Source organism: Vibrio pomeroyi (assembly GCF_024347595.1).
In the GTDB taxonomy this organism is placed as follows: domain Bacteria; phylum Pseudomonadota; class Gammaproteobacteria; order Enterobacterales; family Vibrionaceae; genus Vibrio; species Vibrio pomeroyi.
Map to the genome: position 1 here is coordinate 1,588,796 of NZ_AP025507.1, position 20,524 is coordinate 1,609,319.

Below are 20,524 nucleotides of genomic sequence, written 5' to 3' on the forward strand. Positions count from 1 at the left end.
GTTAGCAGTTTCATAAAACTATCAGTTTCAATAAACCAAAGCTTACTTGTTATGGTTCTCTTGGAGTTTTTCCATAACCTGATCTAGGCTAAAGCTTGCTGCTTTTTGACGTGGTGGGTATTCAGCAAATGTTTCTAAAAATTTGCCAACATACGCTTGAGCAGGAACAAACATATAAGCATGGTCTAACAACCAGTCGTAGTATGTGTTCGATGTAATATCTGCGTTTTCGTATGGGTCCATACGTAGGTTAAACAACTTAGGAAGACGTAACGTCACGAACGGTTCTGACCAAATCTGCATGGTACCCGTTGCACGCTGCTCCATGAACACCGCTTTCCATTGGTTGTAACGAAGCGCTGCTAAATCACCATCATCGGTAAAGTAGAAGACCTCATGACGACGCCCCTTCTCTTCTTCACCGGTTAGGTAAGGAAGGAAGTTATAACCATCTAGGTGAACCTTAAACGTTTTGTCACCCGCAGTATGACCTTTCAGCAGTTTCTCTTTGATTTGATCATCACCAGCGGCTGCAACGAAGGTTGGCATCCAGTCCATGTGGTGCATAATTTCGTTAGAAACGCTGCCCGGTTCAATCTTACCTGGCCAACGAACCATGGCTGGTACGCGGTATGCGCCTTCCCAGTTGGTGTTCTTCTCACCACGGAACGGTGTTGTACCCGCATCAGGCCATGAGTTCATGTGTGGGCCATTATCCGTTGAGTAGAAAACAATCGTGTTGTCTTTGATACCCAACTCGTCGACTTGTTTCAGTAGCTGTCCAACGTGGCGATCATGTTCAACCATACCATCAGCGTAGTTACCAACGCCTGTCACACCTTTACTGTCCGCTTTGACGTGCGTTCTGAAGTGCATACGTGTTGCGTTCCACCAAACGAAGAATGGCTTGTCGGCTTTCACAGCGCGGTCCATGAAATCAAGTGCGGCATCGAGCGTTTCTTCATCGACCGTTTCCATACGCTTACGTGTTAATGGGCCCGTATCTTCAATCTTGCCGTCAGCAAATGATTTGATAACACCACGTGGGCCAAATTTCTTACGAAACTCTGGGTCGGTTGGGTAGTCTTCATTTTCTGGTTCTTCTTCAGCATTTAGGTGATAAAGGTTGCCAAAAAATTCGTCAAACCCGTGCGCTGTTGGAAGAAATTCATCTTTATCGCCAAGGTGGTTTTTACCAAACTGACCTGTCATGTAACCCATAGGTTTAAGCAGTTCAGCAATGGTTGCATCTTCTGCTTGAAGGCCAATATCGGCACCCGGCAAGCCTACTTTACTTAAGCCTGTTCTCAGTACACTTTGACCTGTAATGAACGTAGAGCGACCTGCGGTACAAGATTGCTCTGCGTAGTAATCGGTAAACATCATGCCTTCTTTGGCGATGCTATCAATGTTCGGAGTTTGATACCCCATTAAGCCAAAGGTGTACGCACTGACATTAGATTGACCAATGTCGTCACCCCAAATGACGAGAATATTCGGTTTTTCTCCCGCGAATGTGGTGGTTGAAGCCGCCATCATCGCAGTACCCAAAATCGCTAATCGACGTTTGACGCCATATTTCGCTGTCATAGAAACCTCTTCGTTAGTTATTTGCATCCTGCCCTACAACGTATAGTCCATTTTTTGAACGATCGCGAGATTCGCTAAACTATTAATCTATTTGTCATTTTTCTTCACAGCGACGCGCACAACTAGACGATGGAAAATACGTATATAAACATGATAAGGATCACACATGACGTTAGAGGGTAAATCGAGCAAAATAGACCAAAACCCTAAAAATCAGAAGGTTATAATAACCCCATAACAATTAGTTATAACCACTATAAAAAGACACGACCGATTTTAGAGATTAATGTTTGCCCAACGATGTGTTGCTCTAACGCATTAATCTTTAAAGTGAATCGGAGTCCTTATGGGTACTAAAATTAATAAACTAGCATTAGGTGTTGGCTTATTAGCAGCTTCTTCAGCGGCAACAGCAGCAGAAAAACCAAACATTCTTGCTATCTGGGGTGATGACATTGGTGTATTCAACATCAGTGCATACAACAACGGTATGATGGGTTACGAAACGCCTAACATCGACCGTATTGCTAACGAAGGCGCACTATTTACTGACCACTACGGTCAGCAATCGTGTACTGCTGGTCGTGCTGCATTCCTAACGGGTCAAGAACCTTTCCGTACAGGTCTACTAACTATCGGTATGCCAGGCTCTGATCACGGTATCCCAGATTGGGCTCCAACTATCGCTGACCTTCTTAAAGAACAGGGCTACATGACTGCTCAGTTCGGTAAGAACCACATGGGTGACCAAGACAAACACCTTCCAACGAACCACGGCTTTGACCAGTTCTTCGGTAACCTATACCACCTGAATGCAGAAGAAGAGCCAGAGACATACTACTACCCTAAAGACCCTGAGTTCCGTAAGAACTTCGGCCCTCGTGGTGTAATCAAGTCTACTGCTGACGGTAAGATTGAAGATACAGGCCCTATGACGCGTAAGCGTATGGAGCACGCGGATGAGGAGTTCCTAGAAGAATCTCTAGCATTCATGGAAAAAGCAGTGAAAGCTGACAAACCATTCTTCATCTGGCACAACACCACACGTATGCACGTTTGGACTCGTCTACAAGAGAAGTACCAAGGCGCATCGGGTATCAGCATTTACGCTGACGGCATGTTAGAGCACGATGACCAAGTAGGTATCCTTCTAGACAAGCTTGATGAGCTTAAGATCGCAGACAACACAATCGTAATCTACTCTACCGATAACGGTGCAGAGACAGTATCTTGGCCTGATGGCGGTGCAACTTACTTCCACGGTGAGAAAGGTACAACTTACGAAGGTGGTATGCGTGTTCCTCAGCTAGTTCGCTGGCCTGGCACTATCGAACCGGGAACTAAGATCAACGACATCATGAGTCACCAAGACTGGATCCCGACTCTACTAGCAGCGGCTGGTGATGATAAAGTGGTTGAGAAGCTAGCTTCTGATAAAGGTGCAACTTACAACGGTAAAAACTGGCGTGTACACCTAGATGGTTACAACTTCCTACCTTTCTTCGAAGGTAAAGAAGAGAAAGGTCCTCGTGACAGCATGCTTTACTTCTCTGCTAACGCTGAGCTAAACGCAGTACGTTGGAATGACTTCAAGATTTCATTCGCTGTAATGGACGGTAACATCACAGATGCGGTTCGTTTCCAAACAAACTGGCCTCAAGTTGTACACCTACGTGCTGACCCATTCGAAAAAGCACCACACGAATCTGGCATGTACCTACGTTGGATGGCAGACAACATGTGGCTATTCGTACCAGTAGGCGGCAAAGTACAAGAGTTCATGAACACGCTACCTGACTACCCAATGCAGCAAAGTCAAGTGTTGAACCCAGGTAACTTCAACCAGAATGTTTACATGCTTCAAGGTAAACTTAAGCAACTAGAAGCGGCAGCAGCGCAAGCTAAATAAGCGACTCTAGACTAAACATGTAATACCGAAGCCGTGGTGACTGAATACAGTGACCGCGGCTTTTCTGTATCTGCTACCTATCTATTCCAGCTAAACTATTCACTATCTAGCCTACTCTCTATCAAACCCAAACGACTGTATATTAATCCAAACGTCTATCTATTCATCCAAAACTCTTCAACACAAAGACCACCAGCCTCTTGCTATGCCGACACCAACCTACGGGTATGCCGACGCCTCATCTTGCAACATCTAATTTATGAAACTAGATTTATAGTGATACACCTATCATTCACAAGGCAAATGAAGGTGAATTCAGACGGATTCTGAGTTGCCATTACTATCAAATTTAGATGGAACTAACGCTATGAAAACTTCTCATTTGGCTGGAATAAGCATAACTGTCATTTGCGTTTCAATCGCCATACTGGTTTATGACGCATCCTCGTCAAACATGCATACCTCATTCGAGCACAAAGAAAGTCACTCACATCAAGGCAATCACGACGACTCTCACGCTTCAGCGGATACTTCTCATTCTGATACACAAGACCCTAAACAGGCGGCATTTTCAGACCAACAAATTTTCCCCATTCCGAATTCAACCGATATCGACAATGAATTGGCCAAAATAGGCTGGGCGTTGTTCAAAGACCCTAATTTGTCATCCAATCGAAGTGTCAGCTGCGAGAGTTGCCACAGCTTGCAAACCAACGGTGCAGAAGTGATTCCGGTATCGATTGGGGTAAATGGAGCGGGAATGCGTAATTCACTCACGGTTTTTAACGCTGTGTTTAACTATCGATTCTTTTGGGATGGCCGAGTAAATAACCTTTCCGATCAAATTGATGGCCCAGTGCACAACGTCGACGAGATGGATTCCAACTGGCAACACATTACTGACTATGTCTCGCGCTCAGAGGCTTATATCAACATGTTTGAAGACCAAGCGACACCCATTAACACAGCCACGATTAAGGCAGCACTCATCGAATTCATGCGCGGCTTAACTACGCCTCATTCCCTTTTTGACCAGTATTTGCGAGGCGACCACTCCGCACTTTCAGATGCAGCAAAACGAGGTTGGGAAACCTTTCAAGAAGAAGGCTGTATTCGTTGTCACCAAGGCACCAACATTGGGGGCGGCATGGTCATGCGATTTGGTTATTTCGGATTATCGAAAACAGGTTCAGAACGAAGTGAAGACCAAGGACGCTTCATGTTTACTGCTCAGCCTCAAGACAAACACTTATTCCGTGTCGCGAGCTTAAGAAACGTCGCGATAACGGCTCCCTATTTCCACGATGGTCAAACCGCCACGCTAGAAGAAGCGATTAAAATCATGGGTGAAAGCCAACTTGGAAAAACCTTTGAAGAACAGACCATCAGCGACATTAAAGTCTTCCTCGAAACCCTCACTGGTAACCGCCCTCAAATGTTAGTGGAGTTTGAAAATGAATAAAGTCAGGCTCATCTTTCTACTGTTTATCTCGCTGTTTATCGGCTTGATCAGTTTCATTATGTTGACCTACTCAGAGCATGAGAGGGTCACAGAATATGCGGAGTCGGTTCGCGAGCTTGGGCATGAAGTGCTAGAAATGCGTGACCAAATAACCAATGCGGCTCTCGCTGGAATTTCTAACCCGTATAAAATGTCGGCAAACTTGGTCACGCTTGAAAAAGAGCTACAGGAACTCAGAAATAGCTATCAAGGCAAAAACATTCATTCTGCTTTCTTTCAGGACTTACAAACCACGCAGTTACTGGAACGTTTCCACAATGCTTCAATGTCGAATGTAGATACATTAGACAACCTTGTTGGGTTAAGCGTTGCTCGCCAGTTCATTCTGCAATCCCTCACTCTACAGCTGACAGACTCAACAAATAGCCCAGAGAATACTGGAGCTAACTCCGCTTCAAACATCAACATTCAAAGTGAGCTTTTAGCAAGCGTGCTGTTTTCTGGTACCCAAATTCAGTATCAAGACACCAATTCAGATTTAACGAACTTGTCTAAAACATTTACTGAACTGAATCAACAACAAAGCCAGTTGTTGTCACAGATCCTTTCCGTGCATAGTATGGAGTACCTTGAACAGATCGAACATCAATTTACCGACGTTCAAGACCTGTTAAAGGGCATCATAGTTAAACTTATCATCACATTAGCACTCCTAACCGTCGCCTTCTCATTCGCCCTCTTTATCCTGCGTGTTTTTGAGCTAAAACGAAACAACCTCTCCTATCAAGAGGCGGCAGACAAAGCGGAAAAAGCGAGTGAGGCTAAATCTCTATTCCTCGCGACAATGAGCCACGAATTACGAACCCCGATGAATGGCGTGTTAGGTATCGCACAAATCATTAAGGAAGATTCTCAAAGCGCTGATACTCGCAAACAAGCGCAGATCATCATAGATTCAGGTCAACACCTCGTCACCATATTGAATGACATTCTCGACTTCTCTAAGGTTGAACAAGGGAAAATGGAGCTCGAATACAGCCCGTTCTCGGTAACCGACGTAGTTACACACCTCGACAAAACGCTAACACCACTCGCGACGGACAAAGGCCTCACCTTTACCATCAAGGACAATATTCCAACCAATATTCAGTTGATTGGTGACCCTGCACGTACCCGTCAGATCCTATTTAACTTGGCAGGCAACGCGGTCAAATTTACGGAATCAGGCAAGGTAGAAGTTGAATTCTTAATAGCGCCAACCACTCCACCAAGCGTGAACATTTTGGTCACCGATACTGGTATCGGCATCGCTGAAGACAAGGTCGACCATATATTTACGGCCTTTGAACAAGCCGAACTTTCCACGACACGTAAGTTTGGGGGTACTGGACTGGGATTATCGATTGTGAAGCAGTTAGTTGAGCTAATGGGCGGCACCATTTCAGTGTTCAGCCAACTGAATGTGGGCACACAATTCACTATCTCTTTGCCGTTAGAAATGCACGAACTTGAAGACAAAGTCGTCGACCAGACACCAACGAAAGTGAATGAAACGCTGGATGATTTTTCAGTATTACTGGTGGAAGACAACAAGATAAACGCAATGGTGATTAGGAAGTTCTGTGAATCTATCAACCTGACGGTAGAGAACGCCTACGATGGTTTACAGGCCTTAGATAAACTGGCTTCAAACCAATATGATTTGATCATAATGGATAACCACATGCCTAACATGAGCGGTATTGAAGCCATTCAAAAAATCCGAAACGAACTCAAACTCACTACTGTCATTTTTGCGTGTACTGCCGATGTATTCAAAGAAGCACACGATGAATTTATCGTCTCAGGGGCTGATTTCGTACTCACCAAACCATTGCAGAAAAACAGCTTACAAAACGCCATCAATGAGTTTCACCATCAGTTTGAGGTTAACCGACATAGATTGGCTAACGCACATGAGCTTTCAGACAAAGATGACAGCAACATCACCATGTTAACGCGTCACCCTAAGGTCAAACTACCACTCACCGAAGAAGAGATTTCGCGCAGCAAGTTACTCACAAACGATAAGTTAGAGATGGACGAGAAACTTGAATGCTTAACGTCACTGGTTGATGAGCTCGAAAATGAAATCGATGAGTTGATTGAACTCTTTTCTAGCGCCAGAACAGATGATCTGTGCAGAACCCTGAAAGCAGTCAGAGCAATCGCTTCAAGGTTTGAAATGACAGAAGTGCTTGAGCTTGCGACTTCAGCCGAGCAGATCACTGAACATCACGTCATGCCAGAAGCGGAGTTGCTTCAACAGTTGATCAACCGCTTAATGGTCAATAGCCACCAAGCAACCCGCTTAATCAATAAACTCAATCAGCAACGCAAAACCGGCTAAGTGAGGTATCAGATGAAATGGCAATGGAATTTACCCAATACTGGTCCACATCTGTTCTTAGCCCTTGGTGCGACCATCATTTTCTCGGTCGATTATCATGTCCCGTTAGGCATTGCGATGGCCGTGCCTTACGTTACGATTGTCTTGCTTGCATCGACAACACGAGAGCCGTTTTCAGCCATTATGTGGGCGATCGTCTGCACCATACTCACCCTACTCGGCTACTACTTATCCCAAACGGGCAGCGAAACTTGGTTTGTCGTGTTGAATCGCGTCATCACCATTTACGCCATCTGGGTGTCGGCGTTCATTCCTATTTATATCAATCTACAAGCGCCCGACTCATTGGAGGACGTCGATTCAGATGGTGTCCCAAGGGAGATGTTAAGTAAGTCATTAGAGGACTCCAAAGACGCCATTATTGTCACTGATGACCAAGGACGAATTAAATGGGTCAATCCCGCTTTTACACACAGTTCTGGGTTTACTCTCGAAGATGTACTTAAAAAGAATTTGACTGAGATTCAACAAGGCAAAGCGTCCGACATCGTTAAAATCAGGCAGAAGTCAGAGGCTCTGAATCGACGAGATCGATTCGAATCTGAAATACTGCAATACCGTAAAGATGGCACGTCATATTGGGTCGCGGAGTCCATTTCTCCAACTTTTGAAGAGATAACCTTGGTTGGTTTTGTCTCAGTTCAGCGAAATATCAAAGGACATACCAATAAACCCGACAACACCGCTCATAGCGTGACTCAAAACAAGCCAGAAAATCACACGGCAGAAACGTCTTTTAACAAGACCAGTGAGAACAAAAGCAAGACAAGCAAAACTAAAACAACAGTTTCTAAAGACTCAAGTAATGATACTGAGCCACCAGCAAACCTAACCGAAGGCGTCACAACATCAATATTGATCGCCGAAGATAACAACGTGAATAGCATCATCCTAACTAAGCTTCTCAACCAGCTTGGTTATCAAGGCATAGACCACGCCGAAGATGGTTCAAAAGCAGTAAATATGGCATTGGATAAGCATTACGACATCATATTGATGGATCATCACATGCCGAAGATCACAGGCTTAGATGCGACCAATGTTCTACTACAAGAACACAAGCTACCCACCACGATCATTGCCTGTACCGCTGATGTCTCGAAATTAGTGCAACAACAGTTTCAGGACTTGGGCGTTAAAGGCGTTATTCATAAACCTATTGATAAACATATGCTCGCAGAAATACTGGATGAAAATACTCAACAGAGTTCGACGCCATCCAATAACTCAACAAATAAAGGCGTTGCCTGAAGAAAATTTGCTCTATTTCACCGAAAAAAGCACAACTTCAACGTGCAAGATTTAGCCTTACGTTAAGTTTCGGTGAATTTTGCCAAATCGAGACAAGGTAACTTGAAATACTTCGTTCTGCATGAGACTGTAAAAATATCTCACTAAAATAACTGTATGATTATGAAAACATTACAATCCATCGCGCTGCTTTCCACAATTATCGCAGCACCACACGTGTTAGCTGACGTGACAATTGAAGTTCCTTCTAGCGTAGATGTCTTAGCGGTTAACGAAGCTAAGCCAGATCTTGACGGTAGTCTTTTCTCTTCTCATAAAACGCTAACCGTTCCAGACGGTCAGAACCAGATCGTATTCCGATATCAACTGGCTTTTGATAAAGGTAACGACCGCGAATTCGTTGATAGCGACGCGATCATTGCTACTTTTAACGCAGCTGACGCCGCACTGACGTTCGATATGCCGAAATACCGCAATACCGCTGAAGCGAAGAAAGGTTTTGAGAACCTTGATTGGAAATTGGTTGATGAAGACCAAAATGCAATCAGCGTTAAGCAAGACAAGCTAGTGAAAGATGGTATGCAGATTGGTCGTAAATACCCTCAAGAAGCGAAAGAGTACAACAAGAAAGGTGGCATTGCAGCTCTAGCAATGGGTACAGCAGCAGGCGCTACAGCGGCAGTTGTTCAACCAGTAACGCTACCAGCAAAAATCGACGCTAACGCATCAAATACTGCAGAAGAAATGCTTTATTTCTGGTACGAGAAAGCTGACGCTGAAACCAAGCAGAAATTCAAAGAATACGTGAACAAGTAGATCGATTTATCGCTCGTTCAAACGAAAAAAGCTGGCACATTGTGGCCAGCTTTTTTGTATCTGTTTCAATGAATAAGTGTTCCCGCTAAACCAACTCAACAGGGAACGCTTCCCCATCAATTTTTGTTGGCCAGCCTAATAAGCCATATTCAGCAGCCAGTAAATGTGCACAACGGCTTGATACTCTGGTTTTAATCCAGTCGCCTATTCCACATACCTTGTATTCCAAAACGGCCATTTTCATAACAACTTACTCCATTTAAATCTAAATTTATAAATACAGAGTGGAAGTTATAGAGATAGTGGATTCATGTATGTTCCAAAAGGAACACAACACTGCAGTTTACCCATAAAGTTGTACATGTTCTGTTCTCAATCATCAAAGTAGGGATTACTTGAACAAAGTGATCGAGATAGCTGAGATGGGTTAGACGACTAAGGCTTTATATCTTCGACGGGGTTTCGCATCATCAAGTTCATTGGCGAAATTCGTTCATAAAGCCCTTCGATATCCGAAATGAAGACCTTGCCTCTTTGAATGGTCACCAAACCCGCTTGTTCAATACCCTTCAGTACTTCATTTAACCTCGACCTTGAGATTCCGGTAATCGTGCTCAATTGAGTCTGTGACACATTAATACTGACCGTTGCACCCGTTATGTTCGTTTGACGAGCGGCAAGCTCTAAGAGCACATAAATCGTTTTCTGTTCTTTCTCGTGAATCGATGAGAGATAAGCCTGCATCCAAATAGATTGGGCTCGGGTTCCGCAATGAAGCAGCCATTTAAAGACCATGCATTGCTCCTCAGCCAGTTCTAATACCTTATCGGCTGGGAAAAGTATCATAGAGATGGGCTCAACCTCTTCTGCAACGGCAAATAGGTTGTATTCAGCGTGAATCGTTAAGGCACCCATCCAATCGCCCTTTCCGATGACCCCACCAGAAAGGCTCTTCATGTTCTCGGTTGAAAAGCAGATACCTGCAGAACCGCTGAGAATATAAAAAACACCTGGCAGGTTTTGAAACTTTTGCGTGATCTCAAGGCTGTGGATACCTGTTTTGAAAACAGCAATCTCAACTAAGCTATCGATCAACTCTTGTGGCAACTCACACGGCCACTGTATTTGTTCACTGATTGTTGGTTCTAGCAACGGTTTAATCCTCCTCCGACAATCGCTGTACAAGGTTAACGTTGTATACCCAGATCTTTAGAGATCTCCTTTAAATGTAGTTCATCCTCTCGGAGGTAAGAGGTTTTTGTTTAAATAAAATCTTATATCTTAGTAGGTTAAGTCATTTACTTAGTTTGTGAATCGTGGGCAGGCGAAACAAAAAAGACCAGCAATGGCTGGTCGTTTCTATTTTTTGTGAGGGATAGATTAAAGATCACTGACTTGTTCAAGATACGCTTGAACGACATCTCGATATTGCTGCTTCAATGACTCTTCGATAAAGCTCGCTTCGATGGCATTCAAAGTAAACTGCGCCAACTCTTGTTGCGTCATCTCATGAGCTTGGCTTACTGCGTTGAAGTTATCCGACATGTAGCCACCAAAGTAAGCCGGATCATCAGAGTTAATGGTGACAGCGACGCCCTTTCTCAACAGTTCGACAATGTTGTGCTCTTCCATAACATCAAACACTCGCAATTTGATGTTAGATAATGGACACACGGTCAGCGGCATTTTCGTCTCAATCAATTCGGCGATCAAAGCACCATCAGTCATGCACTGCACACCATGATCGACACGACTCACGTTGAGCATCTCAATCGCATCGATGATGTTTTGAGCGGGCCCTTCTTCCCCAGCATGAGCCACAGTCAAAAAGCCTGCTTGTTTAGCCTGTTGGAATACGCGTTTAAACTTCTCTGGTGGGTGCCCTAGCTCTGAAGAATCGAGTCCAACGCCAATGATTTTATCTTGATGCTTTAACACATCGGCGAACGTTTGAATCGCGCTCTCTTCAGATAGGTGACGCAAGAAACAGGCAATAATTTGAGAGGTAATACCCAGCTCTTTTTCTCCCTGTTCCAGTGCACGATGAATACCATTAATGACCGTGTCGAATGCAATACCACGATCGGTATGTGTCTGAGGATCAAAGAAGATTTCGGTGTGAATGACATTATCAGCTTTACAGCGTTCTAAGTACGCCCATGTTAGGTCATAGAAGTCTTGTTCAGTGCGCAGCGCATCAGCACCTTGATAATAAATATCAAGAAACGACTGCAAGTCATCAAATTCGTATGCGCGCCTTAACTGCTCTGGGGATGAATAAGGCAGGTCAATGCCGTTGCGTTGAGCCAGTTGGAAAAGTAACTCGGGTTCAAGTGAGCCTTCAATGTGTAAATGCAGCTCTACTTTTGGAAGCCCTTGAATAAATGCGTTCATATTTCACCTACTATGGATTTTAGGTGTGCACTTACTCTGAATAATAGACAGGATATTTTTGAACGCCATTACAAAGAGTAAGAACACAATCGTGATCTAAACCCTTCGTAATCAGCACTTTGCGGGAGCTGGTAGAGACCCCCAAACCATATCATTGGGGTTATACGAAGCAAACGGTTGCTACTATACACCGTTCAACAGAGATTTACAGGGTTCGACGGAGAATTACATCGCTCAGCTGGGATTTCACTAACCAATGACTCAATAAAGTCCTGAGGCGATAGACCCAATTTATTCAGAACAACATTCGACGCTTGGGTTGACAGGCTTTAGCTATTACCGCTATTTTTGTCTTAAACCCCTAATGACGGTCAATATGAAAGACAACCAATTTGATAGCTTTGAAGAGCTGCTCTCTCACCAAACCAACATTTTGACCGCTTGCCAACCCAAAGACTTCGACAGCACTTTTGCCTTGCTGGCAAGAGAAGCGCTTACTTGGTTTAAGCTCGACAGGCTCACCCTATTCCCAAACTCTATGATTCTTTTGGACACAGGTAAGAGCATTTCAGTGTCTAAAACAGATACCCCACCGCTTGAAATGGAACGCTTTCTAAAAGGTAACTATCTTGATTACCTTAAGCTTTTACGTTCAAAAGAGTGTTGGCAATTGTTCCCAGAAGAGACACTTAAGAACCACAAGCTCGACCCGTTACGTGTACTTTATGAAGAAGGTGCACATTGGCACGGCATTGTGAGCCTTTCGTTATTTGGACAACAATGGGGCGCTATCGGCTTCTCACGTTTCAACCGCTACGATACACCCATTGAAGCGGCAGATATGAAGCGCATCAAATTGCTCAGTGATATTTGGCTCTGCTTTTGGCAGCATTCTAAAATGACACGCAGTGTCACCAGCGATGAAGAAAACAACATCAATGAAAGTGAAAAACTGCTGTTACTGACCAAAAAGCAATGTACTGTTCTGACTCAACTGGCCCAAGGCTATACAGCAAAACAATGTGCGGAGATTCTGTTTCTGAGCCCAAGAACCATTGAATCACACAAATACCGCATGTTAGACATTCTCGAACTCGATAATCACACTGAGTTGATTCAATTTGCGCTACGCAATGGTTTTGGGATCGACAATAAATAAGCCTGTCATCAAAAGCAGGCCTGTCATCCAACGAGCCTTCCCGAGCAATAAACGCCACAGATAACATAAAGCCCTAAACCATGAACAGTTTCGGGCTTTATGTTATCGCTATTGTATTCGCCATTTCAAATCAGACGAGTCACTAATATCAAAGGTAATCAGGTCTGATTCTCGACATCAGCAACATATCAATGTACTTGCCATTTTTGAATGTACTCAATCGCTTAGTCCCCTCTAACTGAAAGCCAGCGCGTTCGTACAAAGCAATCGCACCGTGATTATCGGCATGCACTTCTAATTCAAGTCGAACGAGGTTAAGCCAGTTATCGGCCTGATTGATCGCTTCTTGCATTAACGCCTTACCTACCCCTTGACCGTGGTTGTCTGGGTGAATCGCAATCCCGAGACCAGCACAGTGTCTGTCTCGAACCTTGGTCGTCATAAATAAGGTAATGTGCCCGACGACTTTACCTGAGACTTCAGCGACTAAAGTGAAATGGTCTAAGTGACCAAACAGTCGCTCCACTTGATCAGAGCTGAGGAAAGGCTTTTGTGAGGTGTTTTCTGATACTGATGGATAGCGATAAATATCAAAAATATCTTTATTGTCTGTGAGTTCTAGATGTCTAATTTGTATTTCCAAAGCGCTTCCTTACTATCTGATCTTTTTAACTGAACGACTTTCATACTACGGATAGCAACGAGCACCTACAACCTTAAAGGTTATAAGTGCTCGAAATAATTAAACAGATAATAAACTCAACGAAATCTTAGCGTTATACAGCGCTTCGGAATATCTAACTCTTAGAACTTATAGTCGACACCGACGCTCGCGAGTACCTGTTCAGAGTTATAGAAGTCGATATTGGAATCAATCGTTCTTAGACCCAGTAAGGTGATAAACGACCAATCTTCATAGCCCATCAATCCGCCAAATTCATACGCTAAGAAGGCACCGTATTCGTTCTCTTCACGCGTTTTTCCATAAATAGGATTCGCTTCATCATACTGACGATCACTGGCATCCAATGTGACAACAAAGCCATGACGGCCAATTCTCTTCGCATAATTCAATTCGATACCGTAGCTATCAAAGCTGAGTGCACCGCCTTCCGCATCTGAATTGAAATACACCATAGAAGGTACTAGCAAGCCGGATTGGTTTGGCAATATAAAGCGATAACCTGCTTTAGCGTACAGATAGCTTCTTTCCCTATCTAACAGCGCTGCGTCTTGTGCCGCTATGGGTTGAGTACCTAAAGTGCCCGATAATTCATCATCAACATCAGATTCACCAATCGCGAAATCCGTTTGAAAGGCCGTTCCGCCAATGTTGGTCAGTTGTAGTCGTCCTACATTACCTTTCACATCGGTTTCGTTTCGATTGACACCAACGGCGTAAGGATCCGACCAAGCCTTACCAGAGATAAGCGTTGGCAACACAGAGACATCTAAGATGGTGCCGCCAGAGAGTTGATGTCTGTAACCAATCTCAAACGCTATGGTACCGGTGGCGATATCCTCTCGGGTAGTACCGGCATAAACTTGGTGAGTTAAAGATTCACCAAAGGTGTATTGAACGGTTCCAAGAAAGCCAAGTAAGCCTTGGTTTTCACTGTCTCCTTCCATGGTATTGGTTGCTTGATTCGAGTTTTGCTCGGTACTCAGATTACTGCTGTCTGAATAGAAACCGGCCAAAACACTGAAGTTACCGCTGAAACCTTCACTTGGAGCAAGGCCACTATAAGCAGGCATTGAAGCAAATGCCGAAAACACAACTGGTAAAACAAACCTCATATTCACATCCGTTATTTGAATAATCACCCACTAACTATAAGTATCAAAATGGAATTATAACAAGTATTTAACGTGTATTTTTTATCCATCTGATGACTTTGGCTACTGAAGTAAGTGTCACCAAGGTGCAATAAGTTGATCTATCGCTTTTAGGCTTTCGTAATACCTCTCGGAAATAACAGACAAACTCAAAGGACTACAATATGTTTAATCATTTAAGCAAGACTCTGTCAGTATTGGTTGCAACGCTTCTTTTCACAGTTTTTGCGCATGCAAATCATCATGGTATGAAGAAAGACATCGTTGATGTAGCAGCAGAAAACGGCTCGTTCACCACACTCGTTGCAGCGGTAAAAGCAGCAGGCTTAGTGGATACATTGAAAGGCGACGGACCATTTACCGTATTTGCCCCAACCGATGAGGCTTTTGCAGCATTGCCAGAGGGAACGGTCGACATGCTGTTGAAACCAGAGCATAAAGACAAGCTCGTCGCAGTACTGACTTATCATGTCGTACCTGGGAAAATTATGGCGGCTGAAGTCATGAAACTGAACAGTGCAGTCACAGTCCAAGGTGAAGCTGTAATGGTGGGGATTGATCATGGCAGTGTGATGATCAACAAAGCCAAAGTCGTGATGCCAGACGTTGAAGCAAGCAATGGTGTCATCCATGTGATTGATGCGGTCCTACTACCAAAATAATTAATGGTTAAAGTTGGTAATAAGCCTTCAGAAATTCTTTAAAGGGTGTGACTTATTCACACCCTTTTCGTATTTAGAGCCAACTGAGTTTCGTCATCAAAGAGTGTGAGCTTACTTTTACGAATACAGTTAGACAAAAAAGCGCCCGAATATCAAAAAAGCCGCCATCGATACGACCTTGGTAAACACCACTACCCAAATACAGTCACCAATACTCGCGTGCGTTGCCTTCCCGAGAAGGAATACGAAAAGGATCAGCCCTAGAGCCCAGCCTACAGTTGGAATCAACGACACTAGAGCAACGATAACAGCGATGGTCAGAAGGGATTTAAAATCGGCAACAACAAAAGACATTTTCGAGGCAACGTACATACAACATGCCGTGATTAAAGCATCCATTACAAACGCCAAAGCTTCTATTCCCACTTGGATTCCTCAATTAAACTAAATCAGCCTGCATACTATATACAACCCAGAAAAAGTTCTTAAGAATATGGTAAAAAAGCCACCAACAAATGTCGCAAATTTGAGAATTATGAGAAATAAAAACCGGTCATTCATGTCGGTTATTTCTTATGTTTTTCAAAGCCTTTGGTTAATGTTTTGGGACGAGCTGCATTCGTTTATTGATAGGAATCGGAGACATCTTTGTCTTCTCGACTGATACACAGCAGATACAGATTGATAACGACAGAAAAAAAAGAAATAACGACGACAGAGATCGGGAATAGCCCTTCGAAGCCGAACTTCAAAGCCAATACCCCTGCCGCCAATGAAAGAGAAGAAACTAAGACGAGGATTTTATTACTAAGTACAATATTCATGAGCCACACTCCATGTAGTCTTATTAGTTTAGATTAGACCAATAAAGATGCACATAACTCGAAGTCGCCGACACTATTGATGGTTAGCTCAAGCTATTGAACCACTTTCTCCATCACGTAGTTTGTCAGTTTTACGCCTCGCATATCGACTTCTTGCTCATTCACAACCTTGAAGCCAAGGTGTTCATAGAAAGGTCGGGCGGTAATACTCACCTCTGAGAAGTATCGAGAAACACCGCGCACTCTTCCAACTGAAAATACGTGCTCCATCAAAGCTCTTCCTACGCCTTTGCCTTGATATTCATGATGACAGAAAAAATGGTCAATCAGTCCACTCGGTTGAAGGTCAGTATACCCAACAACGCGCCCGTCTAATTCGGCCACAAAGGGCTGTATGCGACGAAGACATTTCTCCCACAGTTCCGAATCAAAGTCACTTGGCGCCCAAGCTTCGACTTGTTCTTGAGAGTAATCGCGAACGTTAATGTTACGAACGGTATGAAAATAGATCTCCCATAGCGCTTTGCTATCACTAGGTTGGTAATTTCTAATTCTAACCACGACATACTCCTCTCATGTCTTTAGTATTTTAAATGCATTTACGTATCGAACTGAATTGGTCATTGATAAGCGAATATCGAGGCTATACCACTCTTGTCACTGATGGATATTTTTCAGAGGCAAACTCATGGTAAATATCCGCCAAATAACGCGCGAGCTCTTCCTCAGCTAAGTCTGATGGGATCACCACATCATAAACTCGAGAGTGCATCGACGTATCTGATTCACGATATAGTAACCACTCTTCGCCTTTGCGTTGTATCAACATACTTTGATGGAAGACCTGAAATTTTAAAAACATGCGTGTTCCTTTGGCCAAAAAGATACATAGCTAGACAGCTAAATAGATTACTGCCTACGTTCACTAACTAACGATAAAATACAGCCAGCCAGATGGTAACAGCGTCTTTATCGGTTCCTTGAACCTTGTGCTTGTCTCTTGCAGCGATGTTGATGTAATCCCCTTTAGACAAGGTAACAACACGTCCATCTTCAAACTCAATCACACCTTGTCCTTCGATCACCATCACCCACTCATGTTCGTCTTGGTCATACCAACCTTCTTCTGGGGAGCTGTGTCCATGTGACAGAATGCGCTCAATTCGAACATTGTCATTACTAATGAGCTCTGTGAACACCTCATTGGGTAACGATGAAGGGATATCAGCGTGGATATTGGGCATCGAGCTCTCCTCGTTCTTTAATCATTGTCATGCGGTGGGTTTACTGCATTACAGCAGGCTCAAACTCTAAGCTATCGCATTCTTTTTGAAGTAAAATCGGTAATAGCCGACCAAGTTACTGCAAATAAACAGGGCTTCCATGACCACCGCCGTTGGAGAGCCAACCAGATAGTTATGAATCAACCAAAAGCTAGTTCCGATGATCATTAGCTCTCTTAATCGACGGTCATCCTTATTAAACGCAGCAAAGGTTTGAAACACAGAAGCAAAGCAACTCAGTATGCTGGTCAGCCCAGAGTATGTGACTGCTGTCGCCACCACAGACATCGAACAGAACAAATACTTAAACTTGGACGAGGTAGAAAACACACTCGTCAAATAACGAATCGTGGCAATCGTCATTAAGCTTGCCGCCGTCCACTGCTCCAATAGAATAAAGTGACTTGAAATAAGCACGCCCGCAAAGAACAAACACGTGACGATTTTCTTCCTTTCCTTGAACTGGAATGACAGAAGATCAAAGCAAATCGCAATGGCGACTAAGACTTGAGATAGATAAAACGCTGACACAGTGATTCCTTCAATAATAACTAACGCCCTAACGGCCTCGTTCAAACATCAATAATCGAACGAGCGCGCTGATGAGCTCAAACAGCTACAGCCAATAACACCTTAAAGCTTTAACACACCACTGATCACAGTCGTAGCAGAGCCAATCAGCTTTATGCGCCCGTTCTCTAATAGTTCGGTCGACATGTACCCGCCACGACGTGATGCCTGATACGCACTGAAACTGCGTTTGTTTAACTTCTCAGCCCAATGCTGCGTGAGAGCGCAATGCGCCGAGCCAGTAACCGGGTCCTCATTAACACCCACCCAAGGAGCAAAGTAACGAGAAACAAAGTCGAGATCAGGATTCGACGACAGTGCCGTCACAACAACCCCTCGTCCCTTCATACCTTTCAAGGCATCAAAGTTGGGTGCCAGCGCCAACAACACGTGTTCGTCAGTCACTTCGATTAACTGCTTAGAATCAAACTCTCTAAACGAAACGGCTTGATCCAGTGATAAGCCAAGATGCTCTAACAATGTGAGGTTGAGTTCAGAGTCCGAAGATAACTGACTCGAAGATAGCTGGTTCGAAGATAATTGGGTACTAGGGAAATCAAGCTCAATAGACGATTCACCAACTGTGGCAGATAACTCTCCAGACAAGGTGTTAAACGCTACACTGTCACCTGCCTTTACCAAGCCCTGCTCTTTCATTACATGGACAGTCGCTAAGGTGCCGTGCCCGCACAGCTTCACTTCCACTTCAGGCGTAAACCACTTAAGTGTCATGCTGTTAAGCGCAAGAAAAGCCGTTTCTGAAACCGCCATCTCTTCTGCAATCGAAAACATTAATGACTCATCCAGCAACTCTGGAGAAATACAAACACCAGCAGGGTTCCCTTTGAACGCTTGAGTTGTAAATGAATCTACTTGGTATATCTCTAAGTCCACAATGATTCCTTGTGCCGACATGATTTATATATTGTTCACCACAATAAGCACAAACACTCTGTGCCACAAGTCATTAGCCGTGACTTTATCGATACTTTTCAATAAAGAACAGAATACTAAACAAATAGTTATAGAACACCTTATGGTTAAAAAGAAAGACAATGAACCAGAGATAAGCTTGAGAAGCATACCAAATGACAAACGCTATCTAACTCTTTGTACTGAATTAATAAATCTTGGGTTATGTCTCTTTTATCTCTTAGTCTCAAAGATGAGCACTAGTGATTCGCATGCAATGCATTAGGTTGTACTAAAATAAGAAGCGTAAATTTGAAGCATGTCGCAATTTTTGGGCTACGATTTAGTTAAGCAAGACAGGAAAGGAATCCGTCAGTGAAAGCATTTTATGTTTCAGTTCTAGCGTCATCATCCTTTTTAGCTAGCACCGCCTACAGCCAACAGAATGAAATCTATCTCTACAACTGGGATGAGTTTCTGTCTGACAGTGTGATTGAGAAACTCAACGATACCTACGGGATTTCTCTCAAGCAGCAATATTTTTCTAACGAGTCCATTCGTGATGAAGTGCTATTGAGTGAACGACGAGGTGCGTTTGAATTGGTTGTCATTGAAAGTATGAAACTGAAAGCACTGGCTAAGCAGAACTTATTCCACAACCTGGGTGACTTACAGCAATCCCTTTCAAGTAACTTTGACTCAAGATGGGTGGACGGATGTGGCGAATATGGCATCCCCTACGCTTGGGGGACATCCGGCATCTTATATCGAAGCGGAAAAGTTGAGACGCCCAAGTCTTGGGGTGCCCTTTTAGATCCTGAAACCAAAACCAGCGGTCGAATCAGCATGTATTATGAACCCACTGATTTGGTGAGTGCTGCGCTGCTGATGAATCAATTTGAGCCATTTACCAACAACGAACAAGAACTCCGAGTCGCTTACAAAACGCTACAAGCACAGAAGCCTCACCTTGAAAGTAATGAATACGTTGTCGATTATATTCGTCACCCCGAACACTTAGCCAACATCGACCTCGCCTACGGGTACTCTGGCGACAGCTACATACTGAATGACATCGACCCAGATCCAACATGGGCTTACATCGTTCCTGAAGAAGGGACAACGTTGTGGCTAGAGTGTATTGCGGCAATCAACAACGGTGAATTATCTCAACAAGCCACCACGATTTTATCTTTCTTATCACAGCCTGAAATCGCCGCTCAAAACGCCATGGATTCTTGGTTTGCGACACCCAACTCAAAAGCAAGAGCGCTCACTTCTCAAGAATATCAAAACGATCCTGAGCTTTTTCCTAACCAAGAGGTACTAGAACGTAGTTATCTATATCAGCCACTTGAACTCAACAGTATTCAAATTCGTAACCGTATCGTCGATAGTTTGAGATAG

The 20,524-nt window shown here is 43.8% G+C and carries 21 protein-coding genes, 1 pseudogene and 1 riboswitch; of the genes and pseudogenes, 9 read left to right on the top strand and 13 right to left on the bottom strand.

Translation table 11 applies throughout. The features are described from left to right. Positions 1 to 42: 42 nt before the first annotated feature. On the bottom strand, positions 43 to 1,590 hold the full coding sequence (locus OCV12_RS22935) for an arylsulfatase (protein WP_261886283.1): 1,548 nt from the start codon (positions 1,588 to 1,590) through the stop codon (positions 43 to 45). A gap of 346 nt (positions 1,591 to 1,936) precedes the next feature. Here OCV12_RS22935 and OCV12_RS22940 point away from each other — a divergent pair, with 346 nt between their 5' ends. The 6 genes and pseudogenes from OCV12_RS22940 (at position 1,937) to OCV12_RS22965 (ending at position 9,477) form a co-directional block, all read left to right on the top strand. Next, positions 1,937 to 3,499 carry an arylsulfatase gene (locus tag OCV12_RS22940; protein ID WP_261886284.1) on the top strand — a complete coding sequence of 521 codons (1,563 nt, stop codon included), beginning with the start codon at positions 1,937 to 1,939 and terminating at the stop codon, positions 3,497 to 3,499. Positions 3,500 to 3,866: 367 nt separating this feature from the next. Continuing rightward, complete coding sequence (locus tag OCV12_RS22945) at positions 3,867 to 4,961, top strand: cytochrome-c peroxidase (RefSeq protein WP_261886285.1); 1,095 nt, start codon at positions 3,867 to 3,869, stop codon at positions 4,959 to 4,961. Beyond that, complete coding sequence (locus OCV12_RS22950; protein WP_261886286.1) at positions 4,954 to 7,350, top strand: ATP-binding protein; 2,397 nt, start codon at positions 4,954 to 4,956, stop codon at positions 7,348 to 7,350. The genes OCV12_RS22945 and OCV12_RS22950 overlap by 8 nt, the downstream gene beginning before the upstream one ends. Before the next feature lie 12 nt (positions 7,351 to 7,362). Continuing rightward, positions 7,363 to 7,737 (top strand): annotated as a pseudogene (locus OCV12_RS22955) (hypothetical protein); the annotation flags it as partial. Further along, the gene (locus OCV12_RS22960; RefSeq protein WP_261887124.1) at positions 7,732 to 8,661 is read left to right on the top strand and encodes a response regulator; all 930 of its coding nucleotides are present in this window, start codon (positions 7,732 to 7,734) and stop codon (positions 8,659 to 8,661) included. The pseudogene OCV12_RS22955 and the gene OCV12_RS22960, both read left to right, overlap by 6 nt. A 162-nt stretch (positions 8,662 to 8,823) precedes the next feature. Beyond that, positions 8,824 to 9,477, top strand: coding sequence for a DUF2057 family protein (locus OCV12_RS22965; protein WP_261886287.1), 654 nt, complete (start codon positions 8,824 to 8,826; stop codon positions 9,475 to 9,477). An 85-nt stretch (positions 9,478 to 9,562) separates the two neighbouring features. Here the strand turns inward: OCV12_RS22965 and OCV12_RS22970 are convergent, their stop codons facing one another. The 3 genes from OCV12_RS22970 to OCV12_RS22980 all read right to left on the bottom strand — a co-directional run bounded on the left by OCV12_RS22970 (position 9,563) and on the right by OCV12_RS22980 (position 11,871). Beyond that, the gene (locus OCV12_RS22970; RefSeq protein WP_261886288.1) at positions 9,563 to 9,721 is read right to left on the bottom strand and encodes a hypothetical protein; all 159 of its coding nucleotides are present in this window, start codon (positions 9,719 to 9,721) and stop codon (positions 9,563 to 9,565) included. Between the two features lie 191 nt (positions 9,722 to 9,912). Further along, the gene (locus OCV12_RS22975; RefSeq protein ID WP_261886289.1) at positions 9,913 to 10,629 is read right to left on the bottom strand and encodes a Crp/Fnr family transcriptional regulator; all 717 of its coding nucleotides are present in this window, start codon (positions 10,627 to 10,629) and stop codon (positions 9,913 to 9,915) included. 228 nt (positions 10,630 to 10,857) lie between these two features. Further along, complete coding sequence (locus OCV12_RS22980; protein ID WP_261886290.1) at positions 10,858 to 11,871, bottom strand: adenosine deaminase; 1,014 nt, start codon at positions 11,869 to 11,871, stop codon at positions 10,858 to 10,860. 88 nt (positions 11,872 to 11,959) lie between these two features. Further along, a riboswitch (purine riboswitch) is annotated at positions 11,960 to 12,059 on the bottom strand. Positions 12,060 to 12,247: 188 nt separating this feature from the next. Between OCV12_RS22980 and OCV12_RS22985 the strand changes: the two genes are divergently transcribed. Beyond that, positions 12,248 to 13,030 (top strand): response regulator transcription factor, encoded by a 783-nt coding sequence (locus OCV12_RS22985; RefSeq protein WP_239846639.1) that lies wholly within the window; start codon positions 12,248 to 12,250, stop codon positions 13,028 to 13,030. Between the two features lie 148 nt (positions 13,031 to 13,178). Here the strand turns inward: OCV12_RS22985 and OCV12_RS22990 are convergent, their stop codons facing one another. After that, complete coding sequence (locus OCV12_RS22990; protein WP_261886291.1) at positions 13,179 to 13,673, bottom strand: GNAT family N-acetyltransferase; 495 nt, start codon at positions 13,671 to 13,673, stop codon at positions 13,179 to 13,181. A gap of 161 nt (positions 13,674 to 13,834) precedes the next feature. Further along, complete coding sequence (locus tag OCV12_RS22995; RefSeq protein ID WP_239846641.1) at positions 13,835 to 14,827, bottom strand: DUF2860 family protein; 993 nt, start codon at positions 14,825 to 14,827, stop codon at positions 13,835 to 13,837. Between the two features lie 203 nt (positions 14,828 to 15,030). Between OCV12_RS22995 and OCV12_RS23000 the strand changes: the two genes are divergently transcribed. Beyond that, positions 15,031 to 15,528, top strand: a complete 498-nt coding sequence (locus OCV12_RS23000) for a fasciclin domain-containing protein (RefSeq protein WP_261886292.1) — start codon at positions 15,031 to 15,033, stop codon at positions 15,526 to 15,528. Between the two features lie 129 nt (positions 15,529 to 15,657). Here OCV12_RS23000 and OCV12_RS23005 read toward each other — a convergent pair whose 3' ends face one another. From OCV12_RS23005 to OCV12_RS23035, 7 genes are all read right to left on the bottom strand, one after another. Next, entirely contained in the window at positions 15,658 to 15,954 is a 297-nt protein-coding gene (locus OCV12_RS23005) for a hypothetical protein (RefSeq protein WP_261886293.1), read from the bottom strand. Positions 15,955 to 16,151: 197 nt separating this feature from the next. Continuing rightward, positions 16,152 to 16,352 (bottom strand): hypothetical protein, encoded by a 201-nt coding sequence (locus tag OCV12_RS23010; RefSeq protein ID WP_261886294.1) that lies wholly within the window; start codon positions 16,350 to 16,352, stop codon positions 16,152 to 16,154. Positions 16,353 to 16,445: 93 nt separating this feature from the next. Continuing rightward, positions 16,446 to 16,913, bottom strand: a complete 468-nt coding sequence (locus tag OCV12_RS23015; protein ID WP_239846643.1) for a GNAT family N-acetyltransferase — start codon at positions 16,911 to 16,913, stop codon at positions 16,446 to 16,448. A gap of 82 nt (positions 16,914 to 16,995) precedes the next feature. Then, entirely contained in the window at positions 16,996 to 17,214 is a 219-nt protein-coding gene (locus OCV12_RS23020) for a DUF7661 family protein (protein WP_261886295.1), read from the bottom strand. 67 nt (positions 17,215 to 17,281) lie between these two features. Further along, on the bottom strand, positions 17,282 to 17,596 hold the full coding sequence (locus tag OCV12_RS23025; protein WP_261886296.1) for a cupin domain-containing protein: 315 nt from the start codon (positions 17,594 to 17,596) through the stop codon (positions 17,282 to 17,284). 66 nt (positions 17,597 to 17,662) lie between these two features. Next, positions 17,663 to 18,166, bottom strand: a complete 504-nt coding sequence (locus OCV12_RS23030) for a YgjV family protein (RefSeq protein WP_132762861.1) — start codon at positions 18,164 to 18,166, stop codon at positions 17,663 to 17,665. Between the two features lie 102 nt (positions 18,167 to 18,268). After that, positions 18,269 to 19,099 (bottom strand): PhzF family phenazine biosynthesis protein, encoded by an 831-nt coding sequence (locus tag OCV12_RS23035; RefSeq protein WP_261886297.1) that lies wholly within the window; start codon positions 19,097 to 19,099, stop codon positions 18,269 to 18,271. Between the two features lie 393 nt (positions 19,100 to 19,492). Here OCV12_RS23035 and OCV12_RS23040 point away from each other — a divergent pair, with 393 nt between their 5' ends. Further along, positions 19,493 to 20,524 carry an ABC transporter substrate-binding protein gene (locus tag OCV12_RS23040; protein ID WP_261886298.1) on the top strand — a complete coding sequence of 344 codons (1,032 nt, stop codon included), beginning with the start codon at positions 19,493 to 19,495 and terminating at the stop codon, positions 20,522 to 20,524.